The 20,548-nt window shown below is 69.6% G+C and carries 18 protein-coding genes; 9 read left to right on the top strand and 9 right to left on the bottom strand.

The annotated features are described in order from the left end of the window. Window positions 1-3 precede the first annotated feature (3 nt). On the bottom strand, window positions 4-690 hold the full coding sequence (locus tag AC3WSN_RS14885) for a class I SAM-dependent methyltransferase (RefSeq protein WP_492538918.1): 687 nt from the start codon (window positions 688-690) through the stop codon (window positions 4-6). Window positions 691-1,320: 630 nt separating this feature from the next. Here AC3WSN_RS14885 and AC3WSN_RS14880 point away from each other — a divergent pair. The 5 genes from AC3WSN_RS14880 (at window position 1,321) to mqo (ending at window position 6,823) form a co-directional block, all read left to right on the top strand. Then, window positions 1,321-2,103, top strand: a complete 783-nt coding sequence (locus AC3WSN_RS14880) for a lytic murein transglycosylase (RefSeq protein ID WP_373622903.1) — start codon at window positions 1,321-1,323, stop codon at window positions 2,101-2,103. 236 nt (window positions 2,104-2,339) lie between these two features. Beyond that, the gene (locus AC3WSN_RS14875) at window positions 2,340-3,446 is read left to right on the top strand and encodes a tlde1 domain-containing protein (protein ID WP_192707780.1); all 1,107 of its coding nucleotides are present in this window, start codon (window positions 2,340-2,342) and stop codon (window positions 3,444-3,446) included. Window positions 3,447-3,576: 130 nt separating this feature from the next. Next, a complete protein-coding gene (locus tag AC3WSN_RS14870; RefSeq protein ID WP_492538916.1) occupies window positions 3,577-4,125 on the top strand; it encodes a lipocalin-like domain-containing protein in 549 nt (182 codons plus the stop codon). Window positions 4,126-4,652: 527 nt separating this feature from the next. After that, window positions 4,653-5,006 (top strand): hypothetical protein, encoded by a 354-nt coding sequence (locus AC3WSN_RS14865; protein WP_492538914.1) that lies wholly within the window; start codon window positions 4,653-4,655, stop codon window positions 5,004-5,006. Window positions 5,007-5,092: 86 nt separating this feature from the next. Next, on the top strand, window positions 5,093-6,823 hold the full coding sequence (mqo, locus tag AC3WSN_RS14860; protein ID WP_492538912.1) for a malate dehydrogenase (quinone): 1,731 nt from the start codon (window positions 5,093-5,095) through the stop codon (window positions 6,821-6,823). Between the two features lie 79 nt (window positions 6,824-6,902). On the opposite strand, the gene AC3WSN_RS14855 is transcribed toward mqo, so the two are convergent. The 3 genes from AC3WSN_RS14855 to AC3WSN_RS14845 form a co-directional block, all read right to left on the bottom strand. Further along, the gene (locus AC3WSN_RS14855) at window positions 6,903-7,637 is read right to left on the bottom strand and encodes a DUF3750 domain-containing protein (RefSeq protein WP_492543120.1); all 735 of its coding nucleotides are present in this window, start codon (window positions 7,635-7,637) and stop codon (window positions 6,903-6,905) included. A 94-nt stretch (window positions 7,638-7,731) separates the two neighbouring features. Next, window positions 7,732-8,670: a triphosphoribosyl-dephospho-CoA synthase MdcB gene (gene mdcB / locus AC3WSN_RS14850; protein WP_492538910.1), complete on the bottom strand. Its 939-nt coding sequence runs from the start codon at window positions 8,668-8,670 to the stop codon at window positions 7,732-7,734. Window positions 8,671-8,743: 73 nt separating this feature from the next. Further along, complete coding sequence (locus AC3WSN_RS14845; protein WP_192707785.1) at window positions 8,744-10,726, bottom strand: acyl CoA:acetate/3-ketoacid CoA transferase; 1,983 nt, start codon at window positions 10,724-10,726, stop codon at window positions 8,744-8,746. 600 nt (window positions 10,727-11,326) lie between these two features. Here AC3WSN_RS14845 and AC3WSN_RS14840 point away from each other — a divergent pair. Next, entirely contained in the window at window positions 11,327-11,593 is a 267-nt protein-coding gene (locus AC3WSN_RS14840; RefSeq protein ID WP_192707786.1) for a hypothetical protein, read from the top strand. Between the two features lie 45 nt (window positions 11,594-11,638). Here the strand turns inward: AC3WSN_RS14840 and AC3WSN_RS14835 are convergent, their stop codons facing one another. The 5 genes from AC3WSN_RS14835 to AC3WSN_RS14815 are packed head-to-tail and all read right to left on the bottom strand — an operon-like array spanning window position 11,639 to window position 16,765. Then, complete coding sequence (locus AC3WSN_RS14835; protein WP_492538907.1) at window positions 11,639-12,967, bottom strand: LLM class flavin-dependent oxidoreductase; 1,329 nt, start codon at window positions 12,965-12,967, stop codon at window positions 11,639-11,641. 19 nt (window positions 12,968-12,986) lie between these two features. Further along, window positions 12,987-13,526: a cupin domain-containing protein gene (locus tag AC3WSN_RS14830; protein ID WP_492538905.1), complete on the bottom strand. Its 540-nt coding sequence runs from the start codon at window positions 13,524-13,526 to the stop codon at window positions 12,987-12,989. Window positions 13,527-13,545: 19 nt separating this feature from the next. Next, window positions 13,546-14,487 carry an ABC transporter substrate-binding protein gene (locus tag AC3WSN_RS14825; protein ID WP_492538903.1) on the bottom strand — a complete coding sequence of 314 codons (942 nt, stop codon included), beginning with the start codon at window positions 14,485-14,487 and terminating at the stop codon, window positions 13,546-13,548. Continuing rightward, complete coding sequence (locus tag AC3WSN_RS14820) at window positions 14,487-15,590, bottom strand: LLM class flavin-dependent oxidoreductase (RefSeq protein WP_492538901.1); 1,104 nt, start codon at window positions 15,588-15,590, stop codon at window positions 14,487-14,489. The genes AC3WSN_RS14825 and AC3WSN_RS14820 overlap by 1 nt, the downstream gene beginning before the upstream one ends. Window positions 15,591-15,619: 29 nt before the next feature. Further along, window positions 15,620-16,765 (bottom strand): acyl-CoA dehydrogenase family protein, encoded by a 1,146-nt coding sequence (locus tag AC3WSN_RS14815; RefSeq protein ID WP_492538899.1) that lies wholly within the window; start codon window positions 16,763-16,765, stop codon window positions 15,620-15,622. A gap of 540 nt (window positions 16,766-17,305) precedes the next feature. On the opposite strand from AC3WSN_RS14815, the gene AC3WSN_RS14810 reads away from it, so the two are divergent. Genes AC3WSN_RS14810 through AC3WSN_RS14800 form a run of 3 tightly spaced genes read left to right on the top strand, consistent with a single transcriptional unit; the run spans window position 17,306 to window position 20,197 of the window. Then, window positions 17,306-18,391: an ABC transporter substrate-binding protein gene (locus tag AC3WSN_RS14810; RefSeq protein ID WP_192707792.1), complete on the top strand. Its 1,086-nt coding sequence runs from the start codon at window positions 17,306-17,308 to the stop codon at window positions 18,389-18,391. A 10-nt stretch (window positions 18,392-18,401) separates the two neighbouring features. Then, window positions 18,402-19,403: an ABC transporter permease gene (locus AC3WSN_RS14805; RefSeq protein WP_492538897.1), complete on the top strand. Its 1,002-nt coding sequence runs from the start codon at window positions 18,402-18,404 to the stop codon at window positions 19,401-19,403. Then, the gene (locus AC3WSN_RS14800; RefSeq protein ID WP_492538895.1) at window positions 19,397-20,197 is read left to right on the top strand and encodes an ABC transporter ATP-binding protein; all 801 of its coding nucleotides are present in this window, start codon (window positions 19,397-19,399) and stop codon (window positions 20,195-20,197) included. Before AC3WSN_RS14805 ends, AC3WSN_RS14800 begins: the two co-directional genes overlap by 7 nt. The last annotated feature ends 351 nt before the right edge of the window (window positions 20,198-20,548 follow it).

Genomic DNA, 20,548 nt, shown 5'->3' with positions numbered 1-20,548 from the left:
GCCTCAGGCGTCGCGCTTGCGCAGGCGGACCAGCGAGAAGTGGCCGAGCGGCGGCAGCGCCCGGCGCTCGACGATCTCGACCGGGGCCTTGGCGGCCCAGGCGGCGTAGCGGTTCCAGGCGAACTCGGTCCGCCAGCCGAGGCGGCTGGTCACCGGAGCCAGGGCGTGCTCGACGGCCCGGCGCAGGCCGGCCTCGGCGCCGATCCGGGTGGTGATGACGATCTCGCCGCCGGGGCGCAGCACGCGGGCGAACTCGTCGAGGGCCGCCTCGGGGTTGGGCACCGCCGTGACCACATATTGCGCCACGACCACGTCGAAAGACGCATCCTCGAAATCGAGGTGCTCCGCGTCCATGACGGCGAGGCGCTCGACATTGCGCAGGCCGAGCCGCGCGACCCGCCGGCGCGCCTTTTCCAGCATGGGCGCCGAGATATCGATCCCGACGATGCTGCGGGCCCGGCGATAGGCCGGCAGGGAGAGGCCCGTCCCGACGCCGACCTCCAGGATCCGGCCGCCGACCCGCTCGGCCGCGGCCGCCGCCAGAGTCCGCCCCTGCGCGAAGACCGGTCCGAAGACCAGATCATAGACCGGCGCCCAGCGGCCATACGCCTTCGCGACCCCATCGCGGTCGAGGTCGGGACCGAGCGAGGCCGCGCGCGATGAGCCGGTGCCGTGCATTCCGAGGGCCATGATTGTCCTGTCTCGCTGTTTGTCAGGTCGGCGTGCCTGCGCCGCTCCGCGAGCGCTGGTCCTCGCGGCGCGTGGCGCGGATCAGCACCGTTTGAGGGAGGATGGTCCCTGCGAAGGCAGGCCGGATTTCGGAAGCATGGCCGCTCTCGCGAAGAACCCGGGAGCCGGTCAGGAGAGACGAAGCAACGGAGGGCGACGTATTGCCATGCAGGTTGTGGAGCCCACACCGTTTCTCCAGCAAAATCTTTCCGCCGGCAAAGCTATGACTGTCATTTGACAGGGTTGTGACAGTAAGCCTGCAGATTTCTGCTCGATAAACTTTGTTGGCAAAGCGTTCTGCGGTTCGGTCACCTCGAATGAGAACGCTGCAACACTGTCGTTCGTGGAAAGTGCTGCGGGGCGCCGGCACGGCGCGAGCAGAAGCGCGACACGTCTTGTTCATGATGCGGACAGGGCTTCGCCGCTGCCATCTCGCCGTAAAGCCGCGAATGCGCGATGATTTGAAGACCTGACGGCCGGAGGTCGCGCCTTCGACATCTTCTCGCCCTGATATCGACGAGATGTGACCCGGTATCGCCATGAGGACGGGGCGCGGTTGCGCGCCAAGGAGTGTTTCGCGTGACAGACAAGATGCGGCGTCAGACCCTGGCGATGGCGGCAATCGCCGGGCTCGCCTTCAGCGCCGGGCAGGTCCAGGCGGCACAGTGCGGCAGCAACGCGGCCGGCTTCGAGACCTGGAAGCGGCAATTCTCCGAGGAGGCGCGCGGGCGGGCCAGCGCGGCGAGCCTGGCGGCGCTCCAGAACACCACCTACTCCACGGCCACCATCTCGGCCGATCGCGGGCAGCACAGCTTCAAGCTGTCGCTGGAGCAGTTCCTCGCCAAGCGTGGCGGTCCGGCGATCGTCTCGCGCGGCCGGGCGCTCAAGCGGCAGAACGCGGCCCTGTTCGACTCGATCGAGCAGCGCTACGGCGTTCCGCCGGGCCCGCTCCTGGCGATCTGGGGCATGGAGACCGGCTTCGGCGCGGTGCGGGGCAACGTCAACACGCTCTCGGCCGTGGCGACGCTCGCCTACGATTGCCGCCGGTCTGAGTACTTCACCGACCAGCTCTACGCCGCACTGACGCTGATCGACCGGGGTCTGCTGACGCCGAGCACCCGCGGCGCGGCGCACGGCGAGGTCGGCCACACGCAGTTCCTGCCGAAGAATGTGCTGACCTACGGCACCGGCGACCTGAACAATGTCGGCGCGGCCCTGTCGTCCACTGCCAACTTCCTGAAGGCGCATGGCTGGCGCGCGGGTGCGGGCTACCAGCCGGGCGAGCCGAACTTCGCGGCGATCCAGGGCTGGAACGCCGCGCCGGTCTACGAGCGGGCAATCGCGCTGCTCGGGCGTCAGATCGACAACGACTAATGGTCATCGGCCGCCTATTCGGCGGCCGAAACCTTCGAGAAGAGGTTCGATCCCGCCCGAAAATGGTCCCACTCGATCCCAGATCGACCATGGAGCCGCCCCAGAAAAGCCGGCCCGGCCCCGCTGTTTCACGGTGAGCGGGGCCGGTCGGTCCGTCGCGATTCCTCGGGATTTGCCCGTCGGGGTTGCGATGATCGGTCGAGCGCCCGCTCCGCGACGAGGAGCCTGGGCAACACATGGCCATCGATTCCGTGCCGCTGGACGGTTCTGAAGCCCGGAGCGCGCGCCGCTCCTGTGCGGCGCCCCTCGCGGTGCTGGCCGGGGCGCTGGTGATGGCTGCCGTCGGAAGCGGCCACCTGGGTCGCGGAGCGCCGCCCGACGGATCGCCGAATCAGACGGCCGCTTCCATCACAGCCGCCGAACCGCTGGACGAGTCGCCGCGCGCGGAGGCCAGAGCCGACGCGCCGCCCCTTGAGGCGCCCGCCGTCGAGACCTGGCGCGATGCCTCCGGTGGCTCTCTGTCGCGCTGGGCCTGGGCGCAGATCGCACTGCCTGCAATTCCGCCGTCTCCCGATAGCGCTACCGAGGCGGACGCCCAGAGCGCCGCGCCGCCACGCGAGGCGATGATCATTCCTCTTCCGATCCCGCGTCCGCCCGAGTTCCGAACTCCGGGAGGCTCCGGTTACGCCCGCAGGGCGGACCGGCGGATGGCGCGCCGCGAGCAGCCGGCCGCCCAGCCGGTCGCGCCGCCGAGCGACGAGCCCTCGTTCCTTGAGAAGCTGTTCGGCATCGAGAAAGGCCCCGCCCTGGCCTACACGGCGCTGGAGAGCAAGCCGGCAGATCTCGTGCCGCAGCGGCGCATCTCGCCGCCGCTCCCCCTGTCCCGGGAGCCGAGTGCCTCGGCCGGGGTCGCGGTCTACAACATCGCCGCGCGCACCGTGACCCTGCCGAACGGCGAGCGCCTGGAGGCGCATTCCGGCCTTGGCGAAGGCCTGGACGAGCCCCGTCTGGTCAATGTGCGGATGCGCGGCCCGACCCCGCCGGGCACCTACGACCTGACCGAGCGCGAGGCACTGTTCCACGGCGTGCGGGCGATCCGGCTCTCGCCGGTCGGCGGCAGCGAGGCCGTCTACGGCCGTGTCGGCCTGCTGGCCCACACCTACATGCTGGGACCGCGCGGCGACTCGAATGGCTGCGTGTCGTTTCGCGATTACGACCGCTTCCTCCAGGCCTTCCTGCGGGGCGAAGTCCAGCGCCTCGTCGTCGTGTCGGGTACGCAGGATCCGCTCCCGACGGTTGCGGATGGCGGCGGACGCACCCGAATGGCCCGCAACGGCAACTGAGAGCGCGCCGTCAGGGGTGCAGATCCGGTCTGGCTGCCAAGCGTGTGCGGTGATTGGATGAGCGAACGCCTGTCGGCATAGCGGCGCTGCGCGATCCCGCGCCCCCCTCTGCAGCGTCGTGATCGAAGGCATGCGCATCTCGAGATCTGTCACGCGAGCTTTCGGGGCCTCGCTTCTCCTGATCCTCGCGCTGGGTGGTCCCGCAGCGCTGGGCGCACCCGATCACACCGACCGGCCGTCGCCCCAGGCCGGCCCTTTCCTCGCCGAGCAGATCGTCGGGACCTGGGAACTCGTCTCCTACCGGGTCGAGGACAAGGAGACGGGCAAGATCGTCGACGCGATGGGCAGCACGCCGCGCGGGCGCGTTATCTTCACCCGTGACGGCTGGGTCGCGTTCAATCTCGAAGGTAGCGACCGCAAGCCAGCAGCCTCGGAGGCCGATCGCGCGGCGCTGATGAAGACGTTGGTCGCCTATATCGGTCGCTACCGAATCGAAGGCGATCAGTGGGTCACCGCGGTGCAGACCGCCTGGGCGCCGGAATGGGTCGGCACCGAGCAGAGACGGTCGATCACGATCGACGGGCCCTATGCCGACGTCGTCACGCCCTGGCGGGCGATGCCGAACTGGGATGAGGGCCGCCTCTCGCGCAGCATCATCCGGTTCAAGCGCGCCCCGTAGCGGATTTTGGAGATCGCAGGCTGGGCGTTTGGGGTTGGTCGGCGTGCAGCCGTCCGGCTCATGCGGCTCAGCCACGACTTAGCAGGAACAGACCTCCGCCCACGGACGACAACGCCGACGTTCCGGGACTGCGAAGCAGGGACCGGAACCCGGATCCGCCGACAGTGCCCTGCAGGCACGCGGTGTTGGTCTGGATTCCGGGCTCGCCTGCGGCGCCCCGGAATGACAAGGCGGGTGTCGCAAATCGCACCGGGCCTTTGATCCGACTCCAGGTCTGAGCAATCGGGTGACGTCCTCCCAAGGTCATCACGAGCGCAGAGAAGTGACCCAGGTTCGCGCGACATCGGCCGTCGTCATGCCGGCTGGACTGCCTCGCTGCGCTCGCAGAGACTGCGATGCCGACGCGATCATCGCAACATGGCATGAGAGTCGGTTCCACTCTCCGAGCGGATGGCACAGCGATTCCTCGCCGGCACTCACGGGGGCAAGTCTCCCATAGTCCACAGAGAACCCGACGCGACGCGCGCATGTCTTCGTCGGCACAGGTCCGGGATTCGAACGAGCCTGACAAGGCCGTGCCCTTTGCAACCCTTGCCGAGATTGTCGTTTCCGACCCCATCCTCTATGAGGCCGGCATCGAACCGCTGAGCCGGACCGGCCAGCGTCTTCTCTACTCCCACGGCCGCTCTCCTGCCGGCCGAACCATGTCTTGGCGGGGGTTGAGAGGAGAGACCGTCGATCCGGCCAAGCTGCCACGCGCCGCGCTCCTTCGAGCATCGGCGCGCGCGCCGGAAAGCCGCTGCCTGCCGAAACGGGTCCGCGAAGAGCCCTCGGCCGGCGGCTTCTGTTCTGAGGAAACGATCCTGAAGGTTTGGCGGTGAGCGCAGTGCCTCGCCGCCTTGGAACGCCTTCCCGTACGCGGGCCTGCTCGCCGAGCAGGCCCGGTACGCAAACAAGGGATCCGGCCATGCGTGCCGACGACAAGAACCAGCACCTGCGCAACCCGCAACCGCAGGCGGCGCTGCCCCTGAGCCGGCGGCAGATGCTCGGCACCGCGGCGGCCGGTCTCGTGGCGGCGGCGCTGCCGGGGTCCCTGGCCCTGGCCGAGGGCGCCGACAGCCGGGTCGACGTGCTGCTGATCGGCGGCGGCATCATGAGCGCGACGCTCGGCGTCTGGCTGAACGAGCTGGAGCCGAACTGGTCGATCGAGATGGTCGAGCGCCTGGATCAGGTGGCTCTGGAGAGCTCCAACGGCTGGAACAATGCCGGCACCGGCCACTCGGCCTTGGCCGAGCTGAACTACACGCCCGAGAAGAAGAACGGGCAGGTCGAGATTGCCAAGGCGGTGGAGATCAACGAGGCCTTTCAGGTCACCCGTCAGTTCCTGGCCTATCAGGTCAAGACCGGTGTGATGAAGGACCCGCGCTCGTTCATCAACGCCACGCCGCACATGAGCTTCGTGTGGGGCGACGACAACATCGCCTATCTGCGGAAGCGCTGGGAGGCCCTCAAGGCGAGCCCGCTCTTCGCCGGCATGGAGTATTCCGAAGATCCAGAGCAGCTCCGCAAGTGGGTGCCCCTGATGATGGAAGGGCGCGACCCGAAGCAGAAGGTCGCCGCCACCTGGTCGCCGCTCGGCACCGATTGCGAGTGGGGCGAGGTGACCCGGCAATACGTGGCCTACCTGCAGAAGCAGCCGAGCTTCCAGCTTCGGCTCTCGACCGAGGTCGAGACCATCACCAAGAACGCCGACGGCTCGTGGCGCGTGACCGCCAAGAACCTCAAGGACGGCACGCGCCGCACGGTCGACGCCAAGTTCGTGTTCATCGGTGCCGGCGGCGGCGCCCTGCACCTGCTGCAGAAATCCGGCATCCCGGAAGGCCAGGATTATGCCGGCTTCCCCGTGGGCGGCTCGTTCCTGATCAACGACAATCCCGACGTCGCCATGCTCCACCTCGCCAAGGCCTACGGCAAGGCGTCGGTCGGCTCGCCGCCCATGTCGGTGCCGCATCTCGACACACGGGTCCTCGGCGGCAAGCGCGTGATCCTGTTCGGGCCCTTCGCGACCTTCTCGACCAAGTTCCTGAAGGAGGGCTCCTACTTCGACCTCCTCAGCTCGACCACGACCAGCAACATCTGGCCGATGATGAAGGTCGGCGTCGACGAGTTCCCGCTGGTCGAGTACCTCGCCGGGCAACTGATGTTGTCGGACGACGACCGGATCGCGGCGCTGCGCGAATACTTCCCGAAGGCCAAGAAGGAGGAATGGCGCCTCTGGCAGGCGGGCCAGCGCGTGCAGATCATCAAGCGCGACCCAGACAAGGGCGGCGTGCTGAAGCTCGGGACCGAGATCGTCAACGCCAAGGACGGCAGCATCGCGGCGCTGCTCGGAGCCTCCCCCGGCGCATCAACGGCGGCGCCGATCATGCTGCAGGTGCTGGAGAAGGTCTTCGCCCGGAAGGTCGCCACGCCGGAATGGCAGGCCAAGATCCGCGAGATCGTCCCGAGCTACGGCACCAAGCTCAACGACGATCCCGACCGCGTCGCGCAGGAATGGGCCGACACGAGCGCGCAGCTCCAGCTCCCGACGCCCCCGCAGATCGACCGGTCGCTGCTGAAGCCGGTCTCGACCGGCAGCACCGTGCTGAACAGCAGTGCCACGCCGGTCAAGGAGCCTGTCCACGACCTCGCACCGTGAGCGCACGGGCGCGGCCCGCACAGGGCTGCGCCCGGCCCCAGGGGTCACAGCCGACGCTTCGCGACGCGCTCGCAGACCTTCAGAGTCCGAGCCGTCCCAGAGCCGGCAGCTTGATCCCCGGCCGGCGCAGATCGATCCCCGCGACGCCCCCGAGCAGGTTCACTTCGAGTCCCTCGACCCAGCCGAGCGTCAGGCCGGCATAGCCGCCGAGATTGATCCGGATGCCGGTGCCCGACGGCGTCCGGCCGATCCAGCGGCCATCGTAGGGGAAGTCCTTGCCGATCGCCGTGGTCGGCAGCGTGGCCCGCATCTCGGGAACCGCTGCCATGATCGCGGCGACGAACGTGTTCGAGTTCGGACCCGGCCAGACGACATAATCGCCGGGGCGGGCGAAGCGGTACTCGGCCACGGCCTTGCGGATCCGCGGCAGCATGGCCTCGGCCTCGGGACCGTCCGCGGCGAACACCACGTCGGGCGGGTTCCCGAACCAGCGGCCATCGGGCACGAAGCGGTCCACCCAGATCGGCTGGCCCCAGGCGGTGTAGTCGAACCGGCGGTAGCTGCGCTCGTCGCGGCCCTTGATGACGATCCAGCTGTGCGTCGCGACGATGCCGCGCCAGCTGACGGTCCGGGCGGAGAAGATGCGCACCACCGCGCCGGGATGCCGATCCGCCGGCGGCAGCAATCCGGCGCTCGACCGGTCGGCGAGCCGCCAGTCGCCGCTCGCGCGCAACCAGTAGAGCGTGGCCGAGATGGCGATCGGCACAAGGAAGAGGGCAACCAGCGCGAGAAGCGCGATCCGGAAGAAGGTCACGGGCGGGCCGAGGCAGGGGCGGGGGACCGACACCATGTGGGGATCGATCGGCCGCGCTTGAATGCGACCGGACGGTCCATTCTCGCGTGGTCAGCTATGCACAGTGCCCGGGAGGTCTCGCGAGCGCGTCCAGCAACAGCGTCGCGGCGAGGAGGTCGGCGCAACCGCCCGGGCTGAGGCGCGCCGCGACGAAGGCTCGGTGGATCGCGACGGCCCGATCGCGCCAGCCGGGCGCCGCGATGCCGCCGTCGGCCACGAATTCGGCAGCCGCCGACCGGGCGGCGGCCAGCCCTTCCGCGCCGCCGCGGTGCAGCAGGTTCGTGTCGTCGACAACGGCCAGGAGCGCGAAGAAGCACTGGATCCGAGCCGCCTCGGCATCCCCGGGCGCGCAGCTGCGGCCGTGGCGCAGGGCCGGCAGGCCGACGCTGCGGATCGTCGGGAACCCGGCCGCCGCCTCGGCACTCGCCCCGCCGACGCCGTAGCGGCGCGCCGCCCGGCCGCCGTGGCTCACCGGCGATGCCGGCGCATCGGCGATTGCGTCGCCCCAGCGGTGGCGCACGGTGTCGGCACAGGCTTCAGCCGTTTCCAGCGCTTCGCCGATCGCGCCAGCCGCCGCGCAGATGAGGCCCAGCGAGAAGATCGCGCCGCGATGGGCGTTGATGCCGGCGGTGGCACGCATCATCGCGGTTTCGGCCCGCATCCCGATGGCCCGGAGCTGCACCATGGCGGCAGCCCCCGCACCGGCCTCGACCAGCTCGGCGAAGTACGGCCGGATCGCCGCCGCGCTCCGGCGCAGGGTGTCGGCATCCATGTCGTCGTGGCTGCCGGAATCGACCGGGCTGACAAGTCCCGGCTTCGGCCAGGTCTCCAGCTCGCCGATGAGGGCGTCGTGGGCCAGCGCCGCGACCTGCGCGGCCCAATCCGCACCGGAGACCGCGTCTCGCTCGACCGGCGCCACGAGATCGCGGTGGTGCAGGTACAGGGCGGAGCTCCTCGCGACGCTCACCCGCAGGACCCGGAACGCGGACGGCATCCGGCTCGTATACCAGAACGGAGCGGTGCCGCATCCGTCCGCAACGCGCCGCCGGCAAGCGCCGTGCGCGGTCTCAGGCGGCGGAGGCGACGGCCGGCGAGATCCGCTTGCGCGCCTTCTTGTCCTCGGTGCTGCTGACGAAGGCTTGCGCCTCCTCCTTCCGCTCGAAGACATGCGGGGCGACACCGCGCTTGTTCAGCGCCTCCTCCATCTTCAGGCGCAGGAAGGCGCTCGTCGCGTAGCGGGTCGTGGTCGCGTAGTAATTCGCCTGAAGGTACTGGACCATGCCGGCGTAATCGTCGACCAAGTTCTCGTTGAGCCTGAATCCGTCGTGGTTGATCACGGCGTTGACCCTCTGGCCGGCCTTCCGGCAGGCCTCGACGATGGTCATGCGCAACTCGTCCATGTCGCCCTTCACCCGGCAGTACCAGCCTTCCAGGTTGACGAAGAGGATGTTGCGCTCGCCGTCGTAGCTGACGCGCGACTTGAGATCGAGGTTGAGCAGGTCCGAGATCAGCTCCATCGGCTCCTCGCGGAAGATCCGCGGATCCATCGGCACCGGGTTCCGAACCACCGGCCTGAAGTCCATGTGGGCGAGGATGTCGCGCTCGATGTCGATGCCGGGCGCGACCTCGATCAATTCGAGGCCCTCCGGGGTGAGCTGGAAGACGCAGCGCTCGGTCACGTAGAGGACCGGCTGAGAGCGCTCGACCGCGTAGGGCCCCGAGAAGGTGTTCTGCTGCACCCTGCCGACGAACTTGCGGGCCTTGCCCTCGGTCACGATCCGGACCTGGCCGTCGTCGACCGCGATCTCCAAGCCGCCCGCCGTGAAGGTTCCGGCGAACACCACGGTGCGGGCGTTCTGCGAGATGTTGATGAAGCCGCCGCAGCCGTTCAGCTTGCCGCCGAATCGCGACGTGTTGACGTTGCCGGCCTCGTCGCACTCGGCCATGCCGAGGCAGGTCATGTCGAGGCCGCCGCCATCGTAGAAGTCGAACATCTGGTTCTGGTCGATGATGCAATCGGCGTTCGTGGCCGCGCCGAAGCTCGAGCCGGAGGCCAGCACGCCGCCAACCGCGCCCGCCTCAGTGGTGAGCGTGATGTAGGGAGTGATCTTCTCCTCGTTGGCGACGGACGAGATGCCTTCCGGAGCCCCGACGCCGAGATTGACCACGCCGTTCGGCGGCAACTCGAAGGCGGCGCGCCGGGCAATGATCTTGCGCTCGTTGAGCGCCATGCGCTTGATCCCGGTGACCGGCACGCGAATCTCGCCGGCGAGCGCGGCGTCGTGCACCACGCCGTAGTTCATCCGGTGCATCTCGGGTTCTGCGACGACGACGCAATCGACGAGAATGCCGGGGACGCGCACGTCCTTCGGCAGGAGGTATCCGTCATCGACGATGCGCTCGACCTGCGCGACGACGATGCCGCCGTTGTTGCGGGCCGCCATGGCCTGGGCGAGGCAGTCGAGGGTGAGGGCCTCCTTCTCGTAGGATAAGTTGCCCGACGGATCGGCCGAGGTGGCGCGGATGAAGGCGACGTCGATCTTGGTGGCCGTGTAGAACAGCCATTCCTCGCCATCGACCTCCACGAGCTTGACGATGTCCTCGGTGGTCAGCTCATTGACCTTGGCGCCGCCGTGACGCGGATCGACATAGGTCTTCAGGCCGACCTTCGAGAACAGGCCCGGCTGGCCCGCGGCGCAGGCCCGGTAGAGCTGCGAGATCACACCTTGGGGTAGGTTATAGCCGCGGATCAGGTTGTCCTGGGCCGCTTTAGCGACTTTGGGCATGCGGCCGAAATTCGCCGCGATCACCCGCGCGAGCAGGCCGTCATGGTGCAGCCGGCCGGTGCCGAGGCCTTTGCTGTCGCCCGCGCCCGCGGTCATGATCAGGGTCAGCCCGCGCGGCGAGCCGGTCTCGACGTAGCGCCTCTCCAGAGCCGCGTGCAGCGCCTCCGGGATGCAGCTCTGGACGAACCCCGTGGTGGTCACGACGTCGTTCTCGCGGATCAGCGCGATGGCCTCGTCCGCCGAGATGACCTTGTTCTTCCTCATGGAGCCCGTGATCCTCCCTGGGGTCCGGACCGGCGACCTGGCGCAAAGCCGGTCGTCTCCGAGACTGTCATCGGCCGAGTGCGCCCGGCTTGTTTTCGTATGATCGCGTTATTGCAGCGCATCAATATTTGCGGCATCGCACGATGGCGGTGCCGTTGTTCCGACAGTATCCCAAAAGTGCATGGGTGTGCTGCTGAAAAACTCTTCGCTGAACGATCAGAAAAATTGCGCCGCCTCGCGCATCGTCCTGCTCCACGGCGGCGGCATTCCGGCAGGCTCATCTCCGCGCGTCGTCTGCCGCGACCGATCTGGTCCTGCTCCGACTGAGGAGAGGCCGGATTCGACGCTTCTGCCGTCGCGAAAGCCTGATGACGCCCGGAATGCGGGAGCAGGAGAACGCGCGTGTCGGACGCTGTGCCGGCGCCGGCTGGACGCTGCCTGAACGTGTCGATTCCGGAAGCGCAGCAGCGCCATCATAGGTTATAATTTCCGCAACCGATTGCATCCCGCGAACACTTAACATCAGGCAGATTTACAATCTTAAAATAGCGGTATATAGAACCGGCGTTCTGGGGAGCGTGTTTTAGTCAGGAACACGCCATGACCGATATGACACCGATCGCGGATGAAGCCGCGACACGCTTTGCCTTCAGCCTCCTCCGGAGTGCCTATCTTGATCTCGCGCAGACGCTGCTTCGCATCGAGGCGGAACCGGCGCGCGAGTTGCTGCAGGCCGTCGAGCACCGAATCGCCTACAGGCTCGGCTCTCTGGCGCAGGACGAGTCGGATGGCGCCCCGCAGGAGACGGCGCTCGCCATCGCCGCCGGTCAGGTGCGGGCGGTCCTGCGCGACGCGCAGGGGCGCTGAGTCCGACGCGGCCGGCCTCTTCCCCGCCGGCCGACAGAACAATCCTCAATCGGCGAAGTAGCGGTTCGCGGGCCGCTTCAGGCCGAGGTGATCGCGCAGGGTGGTGCCCGAATAGGCGGTGCGGAACAGGCCGCGGCGCTGCAGCTCGGGCACCAGACGGTCGACCACGTCGTCGAGCCCCTCCGGCACGAAGGGGAACATCACGTTGAAGCCGTCGCAGGCGCGGGTCTCGAGCCACTCCTCCATGCGGTCGGCGACCTGCGCCGGAGTCCCGACCATCTGCAGACCGCCGTAGCCGCCGACCTTGCGGGCGAGCTCCCGCACGGTCGCACCGGTGCGGCGGGCGTAATCGACGATCTGCGCCTGTCCGCTCTTGCTGGCGTTGGTCTCGGGCAGGTCGGGCAGCGGCGCGTCGAGGTCGAAGCCCGTGGCATCGACGCCGAGGCGCACCGACAGGTTGGCCAACCCGCTGTCGGGATGGACGAGATCGTCGAGGCGCGCCTTCTTGGCCTGCGCCTCCGCCTCGGTCTCGCCCAGCACCACGAAGCAGCCGGGCAGGATCTTCAGATTGTCCGGATCGCGTCCGGCGGCCGGCATCCGGCCCTTCACGTCCGCGTAGAAGGCCTGGGCCGCCTCCAGGGTCGAGCCGGAGCCGAACACCATCTCGGCGGTCTCGGCCGCGATCTGCTTGCCCGCCTCCGAGGCGCCGGCCTGCACGATCACCGGCCAGCCCTGGACCGGGCGGGCGATGTTGAGCGGGCCCTTCACCTTCAGGAATTCGCCCCGGTGGTCGAGGACGTGGATCTTCGCCGGATCGACGAACAGGCCGCTCTCCGGGTCCATCGGGAAGGCGTCGTCGGCGAAGGAATCCCACAGCCCGGTGACCACGTCGAAGAACTCGCGGGCCCGGGCATAGCGCGTGGCGTGATCGACATGCGCGTCGCGGCCGAAATTCAGGGCCTCGTCCGGGTTGCCGGAGGTGACAAGATTCCAGCCGGCCCGCCCGTTCGAGATGTGGTCGAGGGACGCGAACTTGCGGGCGACGTGGTAGGGCTCGTTGTAGGTGGTCGAGGCGGTCGCGATCAGCCCGATCCGCTCGGTCAGCACGGCGAGCGCCGGCAGCAGGGTCAGGGGATCGAACGACGTCACGGTGGCCGAGCGGCGCAGCGCCGCCATCGGCATGTTCATCACCGCCAGATGATCGGCCATGAAGAACGCGTCGAATTTTGCCGCCTCGAGCCGCCGCGCGAACTGCGCCAGATGCGCGAAGTTGAAATTGGCGTCCGGGTAGCCGCCCGGATAGCGCCACCACGCCGTGTGGATCCCGACCGGGCGCATGAACGCGCCGAGATGCAGCTGACGGTCCCGGCTCATCGGGGTGGCCTCCGGCGTCTCACGGATGCTTGTGGATCGGGTCGACCCAGTACACCGTCTCGGGCCGCTCGGCCGCCTGGATGTCGGGCAGGTTGACCACCACCGCCTCGTTGTCGGAGCGCACCAGCACGCAGTGCAGGGGCTCGTCGGTCGAGGCGTTGATCTCCTGGTGCGGCACGAAGGGGGGCACGAAGATGAAGTCGCCTGGGCCGGCCTCGGCGACGTATTCGAGGCTGTCGCCCCAGCGCATGCGGGCGCGGCCCGAGACCACGTAGATCACGCTCTCGAGCGCGCCGTGATGGTGGACGCCGGTCTTGGCGTCGGGCTGGATCGCCACCGTGCCGGCCCAGATCTTCTGCGCGCCGACCCGGGCGGCGTTGATCGCCGCCTGCCGGAACATGCCTGGCGTCTGCGCCGTGTTGGAATCCAGCCGGTCGCCGGGAATCACCCGGACGCCGTCGTGCTTCCACCGCTCGGCGCTGCCGTGGTGGTGCTCCGCCGTCGCCGGCTCGTGGGCGTGGCTGTGGGCGTGGCTGTGCTCGTCGCCGCTGTCGTGCATGTCGGGTCCTCCGCCGCCATCATCGCACGGCGATCAGCGCTTCGGAAAATCCGGGATCGAGGATCGCCTCCGCCCGGGGCGCCCGCGCCTGCGGGATCAGTCCGGCGCGGACGTAGAGATCGATGATCCGCTGCTCGCCCGCGATCACGTCCGCGTCGATGGGCACGGTGCGGTACTGCGCCCGGCCGAACCAGCGCAGCGGGACCGCCTCCGGCAGGCCGATGAGCTTCGACCAGACGGCGGCATACGGGGCGGGATCGCGCAGCGCCCAGGCGCGAGCCCGGGCGAGGCGGGCCGCGTAATCGGCCAGCAGGGCGCGCTTGGCCTTCAGCGCGGTCTCGCTGGCGACGGCGTAGCTGAGGCCGGGGGTGATGCCGTTACCGTCGCGCACCACCCGCACCAGCCCGGCAAGCTCGGCCGCCGAGGTGTAGGGCTCCCAGGTCGACCACGCGTCGACGGCGCCGGAGGCCAGGGCGAGCTTCGCGTCCGCCGGCGGCAGGAAGCTGAAGGTGACGCTGTCGGCGGGCAGCCCGGCCTCTTCGAGGGCGGCCAGCACGACCTGATGGCCGATGGAACCCCGGTTGGTCGCAATGCGCCGACCCTTCAGATCCGCCACGGCGCGGATCGGCGAATCCGGCCGCACCAGGATCGCGAGGCCGTCCTGCCGGTTACGGAAGGCCAGGAAGGCCTTCACCGGCACGCCCGCGGCGGCCGCGAAGGTGAAGGGTGCGTCGCCGACGCCGCCCGCGTCGATGGCCCCGGCGTTCAGCGCCTCCAGGAGCGGGGCGGCGGCGGGAAACTCGCTCCATTCGAGGCGATAGGGCAGGCCCTCGAGGACACCGGCCGCCTCCATCAGGGCGCGGGCATTGCCGCGCTGGTCACCGACCCGCAGCACGTCCTCGGCCCGGGCTGGGAGGGCGGCAAGAAGCGTCAGGAACGCGAGGGCGAGCAGCCGGCGCATCACGCGGCCTCCGCGGCGCGGCCGCGCCGGGCGAGCAGATCTCGGAATGCCGGGAGCAGCTCGCGCCCGTACTGGATCGCGTCCTCCAGCGGATCGAAGCCGCGGATCAGGAAGGTGCGGACGCCGAGATCATGATAGTCGAGCAGCGCTTCGGCGACCTGCTCGGGGGTGCCGACCAGAGCCGTGGAATTGCCCGCCGCGCCGGTCTCCACGGCGATCGCCGTGTAGAGGCGCCTGTCGAGGCGCGACCCTTGCGCCGCGGCCGCAAGCAGGCGCCGCGATCCCTCGTTCTGCGGCGTGGCGGCCGGGCCGAGGCCTCGCGCCGCCCGGACCGCCCGGGTCCGGGCCAGGATCGACTCGGCCCGCGCCCAGGCTTGCTCCTCCGTCGAGGCGAGGATCGGCCGGAAGGACAGGCTGAAGCGGGGCGATCGGCTATGCGGCGCGGCAGCCGCCCGGACCCGGGCGATCAGGTCGCGAACCTGCTCCTGCGTCTCGCCCCAGAGCGCGTAGGTGTCGGCATGCCGACCCGCCACCGCGAGCGCCGCCGGCGAAGCGCCGCCGAAATAGACCGGAATGCCCGCCGGATTGACCGGCTTCACCTCGGAGAAACCGCCCGCGATCCGGTAATAGGTGCCCGTGTAGTCGAACGGCCCGGCGGCGTCCCAGCTCAGCCGGGCGATGTCGAGGAACTCCCGTGTCCGGGCGTAGCGCTCGTCCTTGGTGAGATGGTCGCCGTCCTGCGCGAGTTCGCGGTCGCCGCCGCCCGTGATCACGTGGACCGCGACGCGGCCGCCGGTGAGATGGTCGAGGGTCGCGAGCTGGCGCGCAGCGACGGTGGGAGCCGTGAAGCCGGGGCGGTGGGCGATCATCAGCCCGAGCCGTTCCGTCACCGCAGCGATGTGTGCCGCCAGAAGGATCGAATCCGGCGAAGTCGAGTGAAATGCCACCAGCACCCGGCCGAAGCCGCCCCATTCGTGGGCCTGGGCGAGCAGGCGCAGGTAATCCCGATCGATCACCGGGCCGGAGGCCGGGTGGATCTCCGAGACGTGGTGCGGCGCGACGAAGCCGACGAACTCGATCGCGTCGGGGGGCAGCAGGCTCATGACGGGCTCCGGTACGATGTTGGTTCGAATCAGGCGCCGAGTGCGGCACGGCCGGCCGCGGCGCGCACCGCATCGCCCTGGGGCCAGTGGATCCGGGCGCAGAGGACGTCGCGCAGGTGCCGCTCAAGCGGGTTGCGCCGCGTCAGGCCGGCATTGCCGCAGAGCTCGGCCGCGCGTTGCACGACCGCGATCGCGTTCTCGGTGACGGTGAGCTTCGCGAAGCCCGAATCCTGCGGCGGCGGCGGACGGCCGCCATCGGTCTCGGCGGCGAGGCCCGCGAGGAGCCGGGCGTTGACGGCGAGCAGACGCTCGCTCTCGCCGACGGCGTCGTGGAAGCGCGGCAGGCTCGCCAGGGGCGCCCCGAGGCTACCCGGGACGCGCGCCCGCAGAAATCCGATGAACCAGGTTTGCGCCGCCCGCGCGACACCGTCGTACAGGGCCGCGATCAGCGTACAGCTCCAGGCCTGCTGCCACGGATCGGGTTCCCGCCACGCCTCGGGCGGCCGCAGGTCCACTGCGTGGTCGCCCGACACGGGGACGTCGTCGAACACCACGTCGTGGCTGGCCGAGGCGCGCAGCCCCAGATGGTCCCAGGTCTCGACGATGCGGACGCCGGGCGAGTCGAACGGCACCAGCAGGTTGCCGATCCGTGGCTCGGCTTCGTCGGTGCGGGCGAAGACGACGCCGTAGCCGAGAGCCGGCGCGCCGGTGGCGTAGATTTTCCGGCCGGTGATCCGCCACCCCGCACCGTCACGTCGCGCGATCGTCGCCGGGAGGCCGCCCCGCGCCGGGGTGCCGAGTTCCGGCTCGACGCGCAGGGCGTTGATGAGCGTCCCGCGCGTCACGGCATCCCGGCCGACCGCGTCGGCCACGAGGCGCGGCCAGGGCGAGTCGTCCCGGTGGATCAGAGCGTGGTGCAGCAGGGTCATCGCCAGGACCAGGGCGGTCGCGGGCTCGCCGGCCCCGACCCGCCCCACCGCCTCGGCCGAAAGCGCGAGGCTGGCGCCACCGCCACCGAGCCGCCGCGGTACCGTGAGGCCCAGGAACCCGGCCGCCCGCAGCGCCGCGATGTTGGCGTGCGGGAAGGCGCCGGACCGGTCGAATTCCGACGCTCCAGCGGCGAAACGCTCGGCGAGTGCGCAGGCGACGGCGGCGGGCGGGACGGCGATGGTCATCGGGATCCGGTCGCGTGGGGGGCAGGGCGGAACGCCAGCCGCCCCCAAGGAACACCGTTAAGCGTCCGCCGAGCGCGGGCGATCGTCAATGAACCGCAGTACTAAAAATCGGCCTTTGGAAAGAAGATCGATCTATATATTTTGACAAATCCAGCAAAGTTAAACCCGCCACGTCAATCGATACACAGATTTTCCTCGCGGGCGGGTTCGCCGGCCCGTTCCGGACAAGACCTTCGGCGCGAAGGCACGCGATCACCCGCACGTCATGCGTGGCGGTCGCCTCTGCGAGCATGACCGCGTGCAAATGGATCGTTCTTCCAACGCGGTTGTCGGCGCCCGATTCGTGCCGAACAAGGCCGTTATTTCAAAAGCGCGTTTTATTGACTTCCCGTCGGCGGGATTGAACATTGGATACATAGGCCGCGCTGAACGGCCGTCCCCAAATGATTGCTGCACGCCGATATCCCGGCCGTAAGGTCGGGCGCAGAAGCGCGCCGCCACACCCTCCGCCGCGCGTGCCGCGGCGCCTCGGAGAGCGTCATGCGTGAAATGGCCCCGCGGTCCGGCCCACACCCGTCGCGACGATTCCTGCTGCGTGCGGGGGCCGCGGCAGCGGCTCTGCCCTTCGGCTTCGCCGCGAGTACCGGCCGCGCCTGGGCGCCGGGCCCGGGCACGCCGTTCGATGCCGGTCCCCTGTGCCGCCCGGCCGCCGCGGAGGGCGCGCCCGGTCCGCTGAAGCCGATCAAGCTCGCCTGGAACGCCACCGCAATCTGCACGGCCGCGGCGCCGCTCGCCAAGGAGCGCGGGATCTTCGCGCAGCACGGCCTCGACGTGGAATTCGTCAATTTCGGCGGGTCCACCGAGGCCCTGCTGGAAGCCATCGCCACCGGCAAGGCCGATGCCGGCATCGGCATGGCCCTGCGCTGGCTCAAGCCGCTGGAACAAGGCTTCGACGTGAAGATCACCGCAGGCCTGCACGGCGGCTGCCTGCGGCTCTTGGGGGCGAAATCGGCGGGCGTCACCGATGTCGCCTCGCTCAAGGGCAAGACCATCGCCATCAGCGATCAGGCGAGCCCGGCCAAGAACTTCTTCGGCCTGCTGCTGGCGAAGGCCGGCATCGATCCCGAGACCGGCGTCGTGTGGCGGCAATATCCGGCGGACCTCCTGAACCTCGCCGTCGAGAAGGGCGAAGCCCAGGCGCTCGCCGATTCCGACCCGCGGACCTGGATCTGGCTGAAGGACCCGCGCTTCACCGAGGTCGCGACCAACCTGTCCGGCGAGTTCGCCGACCGCACCTGCTGCGTCGTGGCGGTGCGCGGCAGCCTGATCCGGAACGACCGTGCCGTCGCGGCGGCGCTCACCCGCGCCGTCCTCGAAGGCGGGCACCGGGTCCATGCCGATCCGGAGGACGCGGCCCGCATCTTCTCCAGCTACGGCGGCAAGGGCTCGGAGGCGGATCTTGCCGCGATGCTGCGCAGCCAGCACCACAGCGCGCAACCCGTCGGGACCGACCTCAAGCGGCAGCTCCTCCTCTACGGAGAGGAGCTGAAGCAGGTAAACGTCTTCCGGCGCACCACCGACACGGCGAAATTCGCCGAGCGGGTCTACGCCGACGTGCTGAGCTGAGGACGCGGCGGTGGCGAGCCTGACCGACACCGCGGGCACCGCCCCGCTCCGTACCGCGCGCGCCCTGCCGGTGCCGCCCCTGCGGGCTCTCGGCGCCGGCGCGGCGTGGCTGGCGGTCGCCCTCGCGACCTTCCTCCTGCCGGAGGCGGGCGACTTCCCCGAGACGGCACGGTTCGCCGCCGTCGCGCTGGGCATCGGCGTGGCGCTGCCGGTACTCGCCGCCATCGCCGGCCGCCTCGGCGGCCCCGGCCTCCGCCTCGTCTACTGGACGCCCTGGCTCACCGCTTCGGGCGTGGCGTTCCTCACCTGGGAGCTGGTCACGGCGAAGTTCGATCTCCTGCCGATGCCGTTCTTCCCGCCGCCCCAGGCGATCCTGGAGGTGTTCCTCGAGGACTGGCCGAAGCTCGGCGGCAGCACCCTGGCCTCGCTGGAGCTGCTCGCGGGTGGCTATCTGATCGGGGCGGCCGTGGGCTTCACCCTCGGCGTCGCAGTCGGCTGGTCGAAGGCGGTCGGATACTGGGCCCATCCGATCCTGCGCTTCCTCGGACCGCTGCCGGCGACGGCCTGGCTGCCGATGGCGTTCTTCGTCTTCCCGTCCTCATGGTCGGCGAGCACCTTCCTGATCGCCCTCGCGTCAGGCTTCCCGGTCACCGTGCTCACATGGTCGGGCGTCGCCGGCGTGAACAAGGCGTATCTCGACGTCGCCCGGACCCTCGGCGCCTCCCGGTTCTTCCTGATCCTGCGGGTCGCGATACCGGCGGCTCTGCCGCATGTCTTCGTGGGCCTGTTCATGGGCCTGGGCGCGTCCTTCGCGGTGCTGGTCGTGGCCGAGATGCTCGGCGTGAAGTCCGGTCTCGGCTGGTACCTGCAATGGGCCCAGGGCTGGGCCGCCTACGCCAACATGGATGCCGCGCTGATCGTGATGGCGCTGATGTGCTCCGGACTGATCACCCTGCTGTTCCGCCTGCGGGACCGGGTGCTGTCGTGGCAGAAGGGGCTGGTGCAATGGTAGCGGCGATCCTGGAGCGGCCGGGCGCACAGCCGAAGCGCGACGCGGGCGGCAGTCGCCTGACGATCGAGGCGGTCAGTCACGCCTTCTCGATCCGCGGGGCCGCGCTCCCGGTACTCGACCGGATCGACACCGACGTGCAGCCCGGCGAGTTCGTGGCCCTGCTCGGCGCCTCGGGCTGCGGCAAGTCCACCCTGCTGCGCTTCGTGGCCGGGCTGGAATCTCCGGATGCGGGTCGCATCACCGTCGATGGCGTCTCGGTGACCGGTCCGGACCCGGCCCGGCTCCTCGTGTTCCAGGATCCGACGCTCTACCCGTGGCGCACCTTGCGCGGGAACGTGCGCCTCGGCCTTGAGGCGCGGGGCATCGCCCGCGAGCGGGCGGCCCGGACCGATGCGGCCCTGCGCCTGGTCGGGCTCGAAGGCTTCGCCGATGTCTATCCGCACCAGCTCTCGGGCGGCATGGCGCAGCGGGCGGCTCTCGCCCGCGCGCTGGTGAACGAGCCGCGCCTGTTGCTCCTCGACGAGCCGCTGGGCAAGCTCGACGCGCTGACCCGCCTCGCCATGCAGGCGGAGCTGCTCCGGCTCTGGCAGGAGCAGTGCTTCACGGCTCTTCTGGTCACGCATGACGTGGAGGAAGCGCTCGTCCTGGCCCAGCGGGTGATCGTCCTGTCCCCACGCCCTGCCGCATTCCGTGCCGAGATCCGGGTGGACCAGCCCTATCCGCGCCACCGGGACGATCCGGCCCTGGTCGCGCTGCGCCGGGAGATCCTCGGGATCCTGGGCCAGGCCGTGTGAGGCTTCCGCGCGGAACCCCGTCGGCCGTGTGACTGGGAACCTCGCCGTCGCGCGTTTCGACCGGTTGCATGCGCGGGTCCTATCGGGGCACGCAGCCCGAACGCCCTCGGCGGCGATCCCGCCCGCCGAAGCGCATATCCACATCCCGTCGGTCTCGACGCCACCAGCGCCCGTTGGGAACACGCGCCCGAGCTTGCCGATCGGGCGTCGAATCGAGGATCGCCTTCGACGCCTCCCGCCTCGGCATCTCTGGCCGAACGTCGTCCCGAGTTAAGCACTTCACGGGCGAGGCAGAGCGGACGTTGTTGACGGTCACCAACCCGCGCCGCTGCACCTCAAGATGAGCGCCGA

This window comes from Methylobacterium sp. FW102-HT35C08 (assembly GCF_058790235.1).
The sequence above is the reverse complement of the archived record's forward strand: the minus strand, read 5'-3'. Positions and strand labels throughout refer to the sequence as shown.

Bases quoted from the DNA above. Each gene is read 5' to 3' on its own strand.
- AC3WSN_RS14800 (WP_492538895.1), top strand. From the start codon at position 19,397: ATGGTAGCGGCGATCCTGGAGCGGCCGGGCGCACAGCCGAAGCGCGAC.
- AC3WSN_RS14885 (WP_492538918.1), bottom strand. From the start codon at position 690: ATGGCCCTCGGAATGCACGGCACCGGCTCATCGCGCGCGGCCTCGCTC.
- mdcB (WP_492538910.1), bottom strand. From the start codon at position 8,670: ATGCCGTCCGCGTTCCGGGTCCTGCGGGTGAGCGTCGCGAGGAGCTCC.
- AC3WSN_RS14865 (WP_492538914.1), top strand. From the start codon at position 4,653: ATGTCTTCGTCGGCACAGGTCCGGGATTCGAACGAGCCTGACAAGGCC.
- AC3WSN_RS14830 (WP_492538905.1), bottom strand. From the start codon at position 13,526: ATGCACGACAGCGGCGACGAGCACAGCCACGCCCACAGCCACGCCCAC.
- AC3WSN_RS14845 (WP_192707785.1), bottom strand. From the start codon at position 10,726: ATGAGGAAGAACAAGGTCATCTCGGCGGACGAGGCCATCGCGCTGATC.
- AC3WSN_RS14810 (WP_192707792.1), top strand. From the start codon at position 17,306: ATGCGTGAAATGGCCCCGCGGTCCGGCCCACACCCGTCGCGACGATTC.
- AC3WSN_RS14835 (WP_492538907.1), bottom strand. From the start codon at position 12,967: ATGAGCCGGGACCGTCAGCTGCATCTCGGCGCGTTCATGCGCCCGGTC.
- AC3WSN_RS14880 (WP_373622903.1), top strand. From the start codon at position 1,321: ATGCGGCGTCAGACCCTGGCGATGGCGGCAATCGCCGGGCTCGCCTTC.
- AC3WSN_RS14825 (WP_492538903.1), bottom strand. From the start codon at position 14,487: ATGCGCCGGCTGCTCGCCCTCGCGTTCCTGACGCTTCTTGCCGCCCTC.
- AC3WSN_RS14820 (WP_492538901.1), bottom strand. From the start codon at position 15,590: ATGAGCCTGCTGCCCCCCGACGCGATCGAGTTCGTCGGCTTCGTCGCG.
- mqo (WP_492538912.1), top strand. From the start codon at position 5,093: ATGCGTGCCGACGACAAGAACCAGCACCTGCGCAACCCGCAACCGCAG.
- AC3WSN_RS14875 (WP_192707780.1), top strand. From the start codon at position 2,340: ATGGCCATCGATTCCGTGCCGCTGGACGGTTCTGAAGCCCGGAGCGCG.
- AC3WSN_RS14815 (WP_492538899.1), bottom strand. From the start codon at position 16,765: ATGACCATCGCCGTCCCGCCCGCCGCCGTCGCCTGCGCACTCGCCGAG.
- AC3WSN_RS14840 (WP_192707786.1), top strand. From the start codon at position 11,327: ATGACCGATATGACACCGATCGCGGATGAAGCCGCGACACGCTTTGCC.
- AC3WSN_RS14870 (WP_492538916.1), top strand. From the start codon at position 3,577: ATGCGCATCTCGAGATCTGTCACGCGAGCTTTCGGGGCCTCGCTTCTC.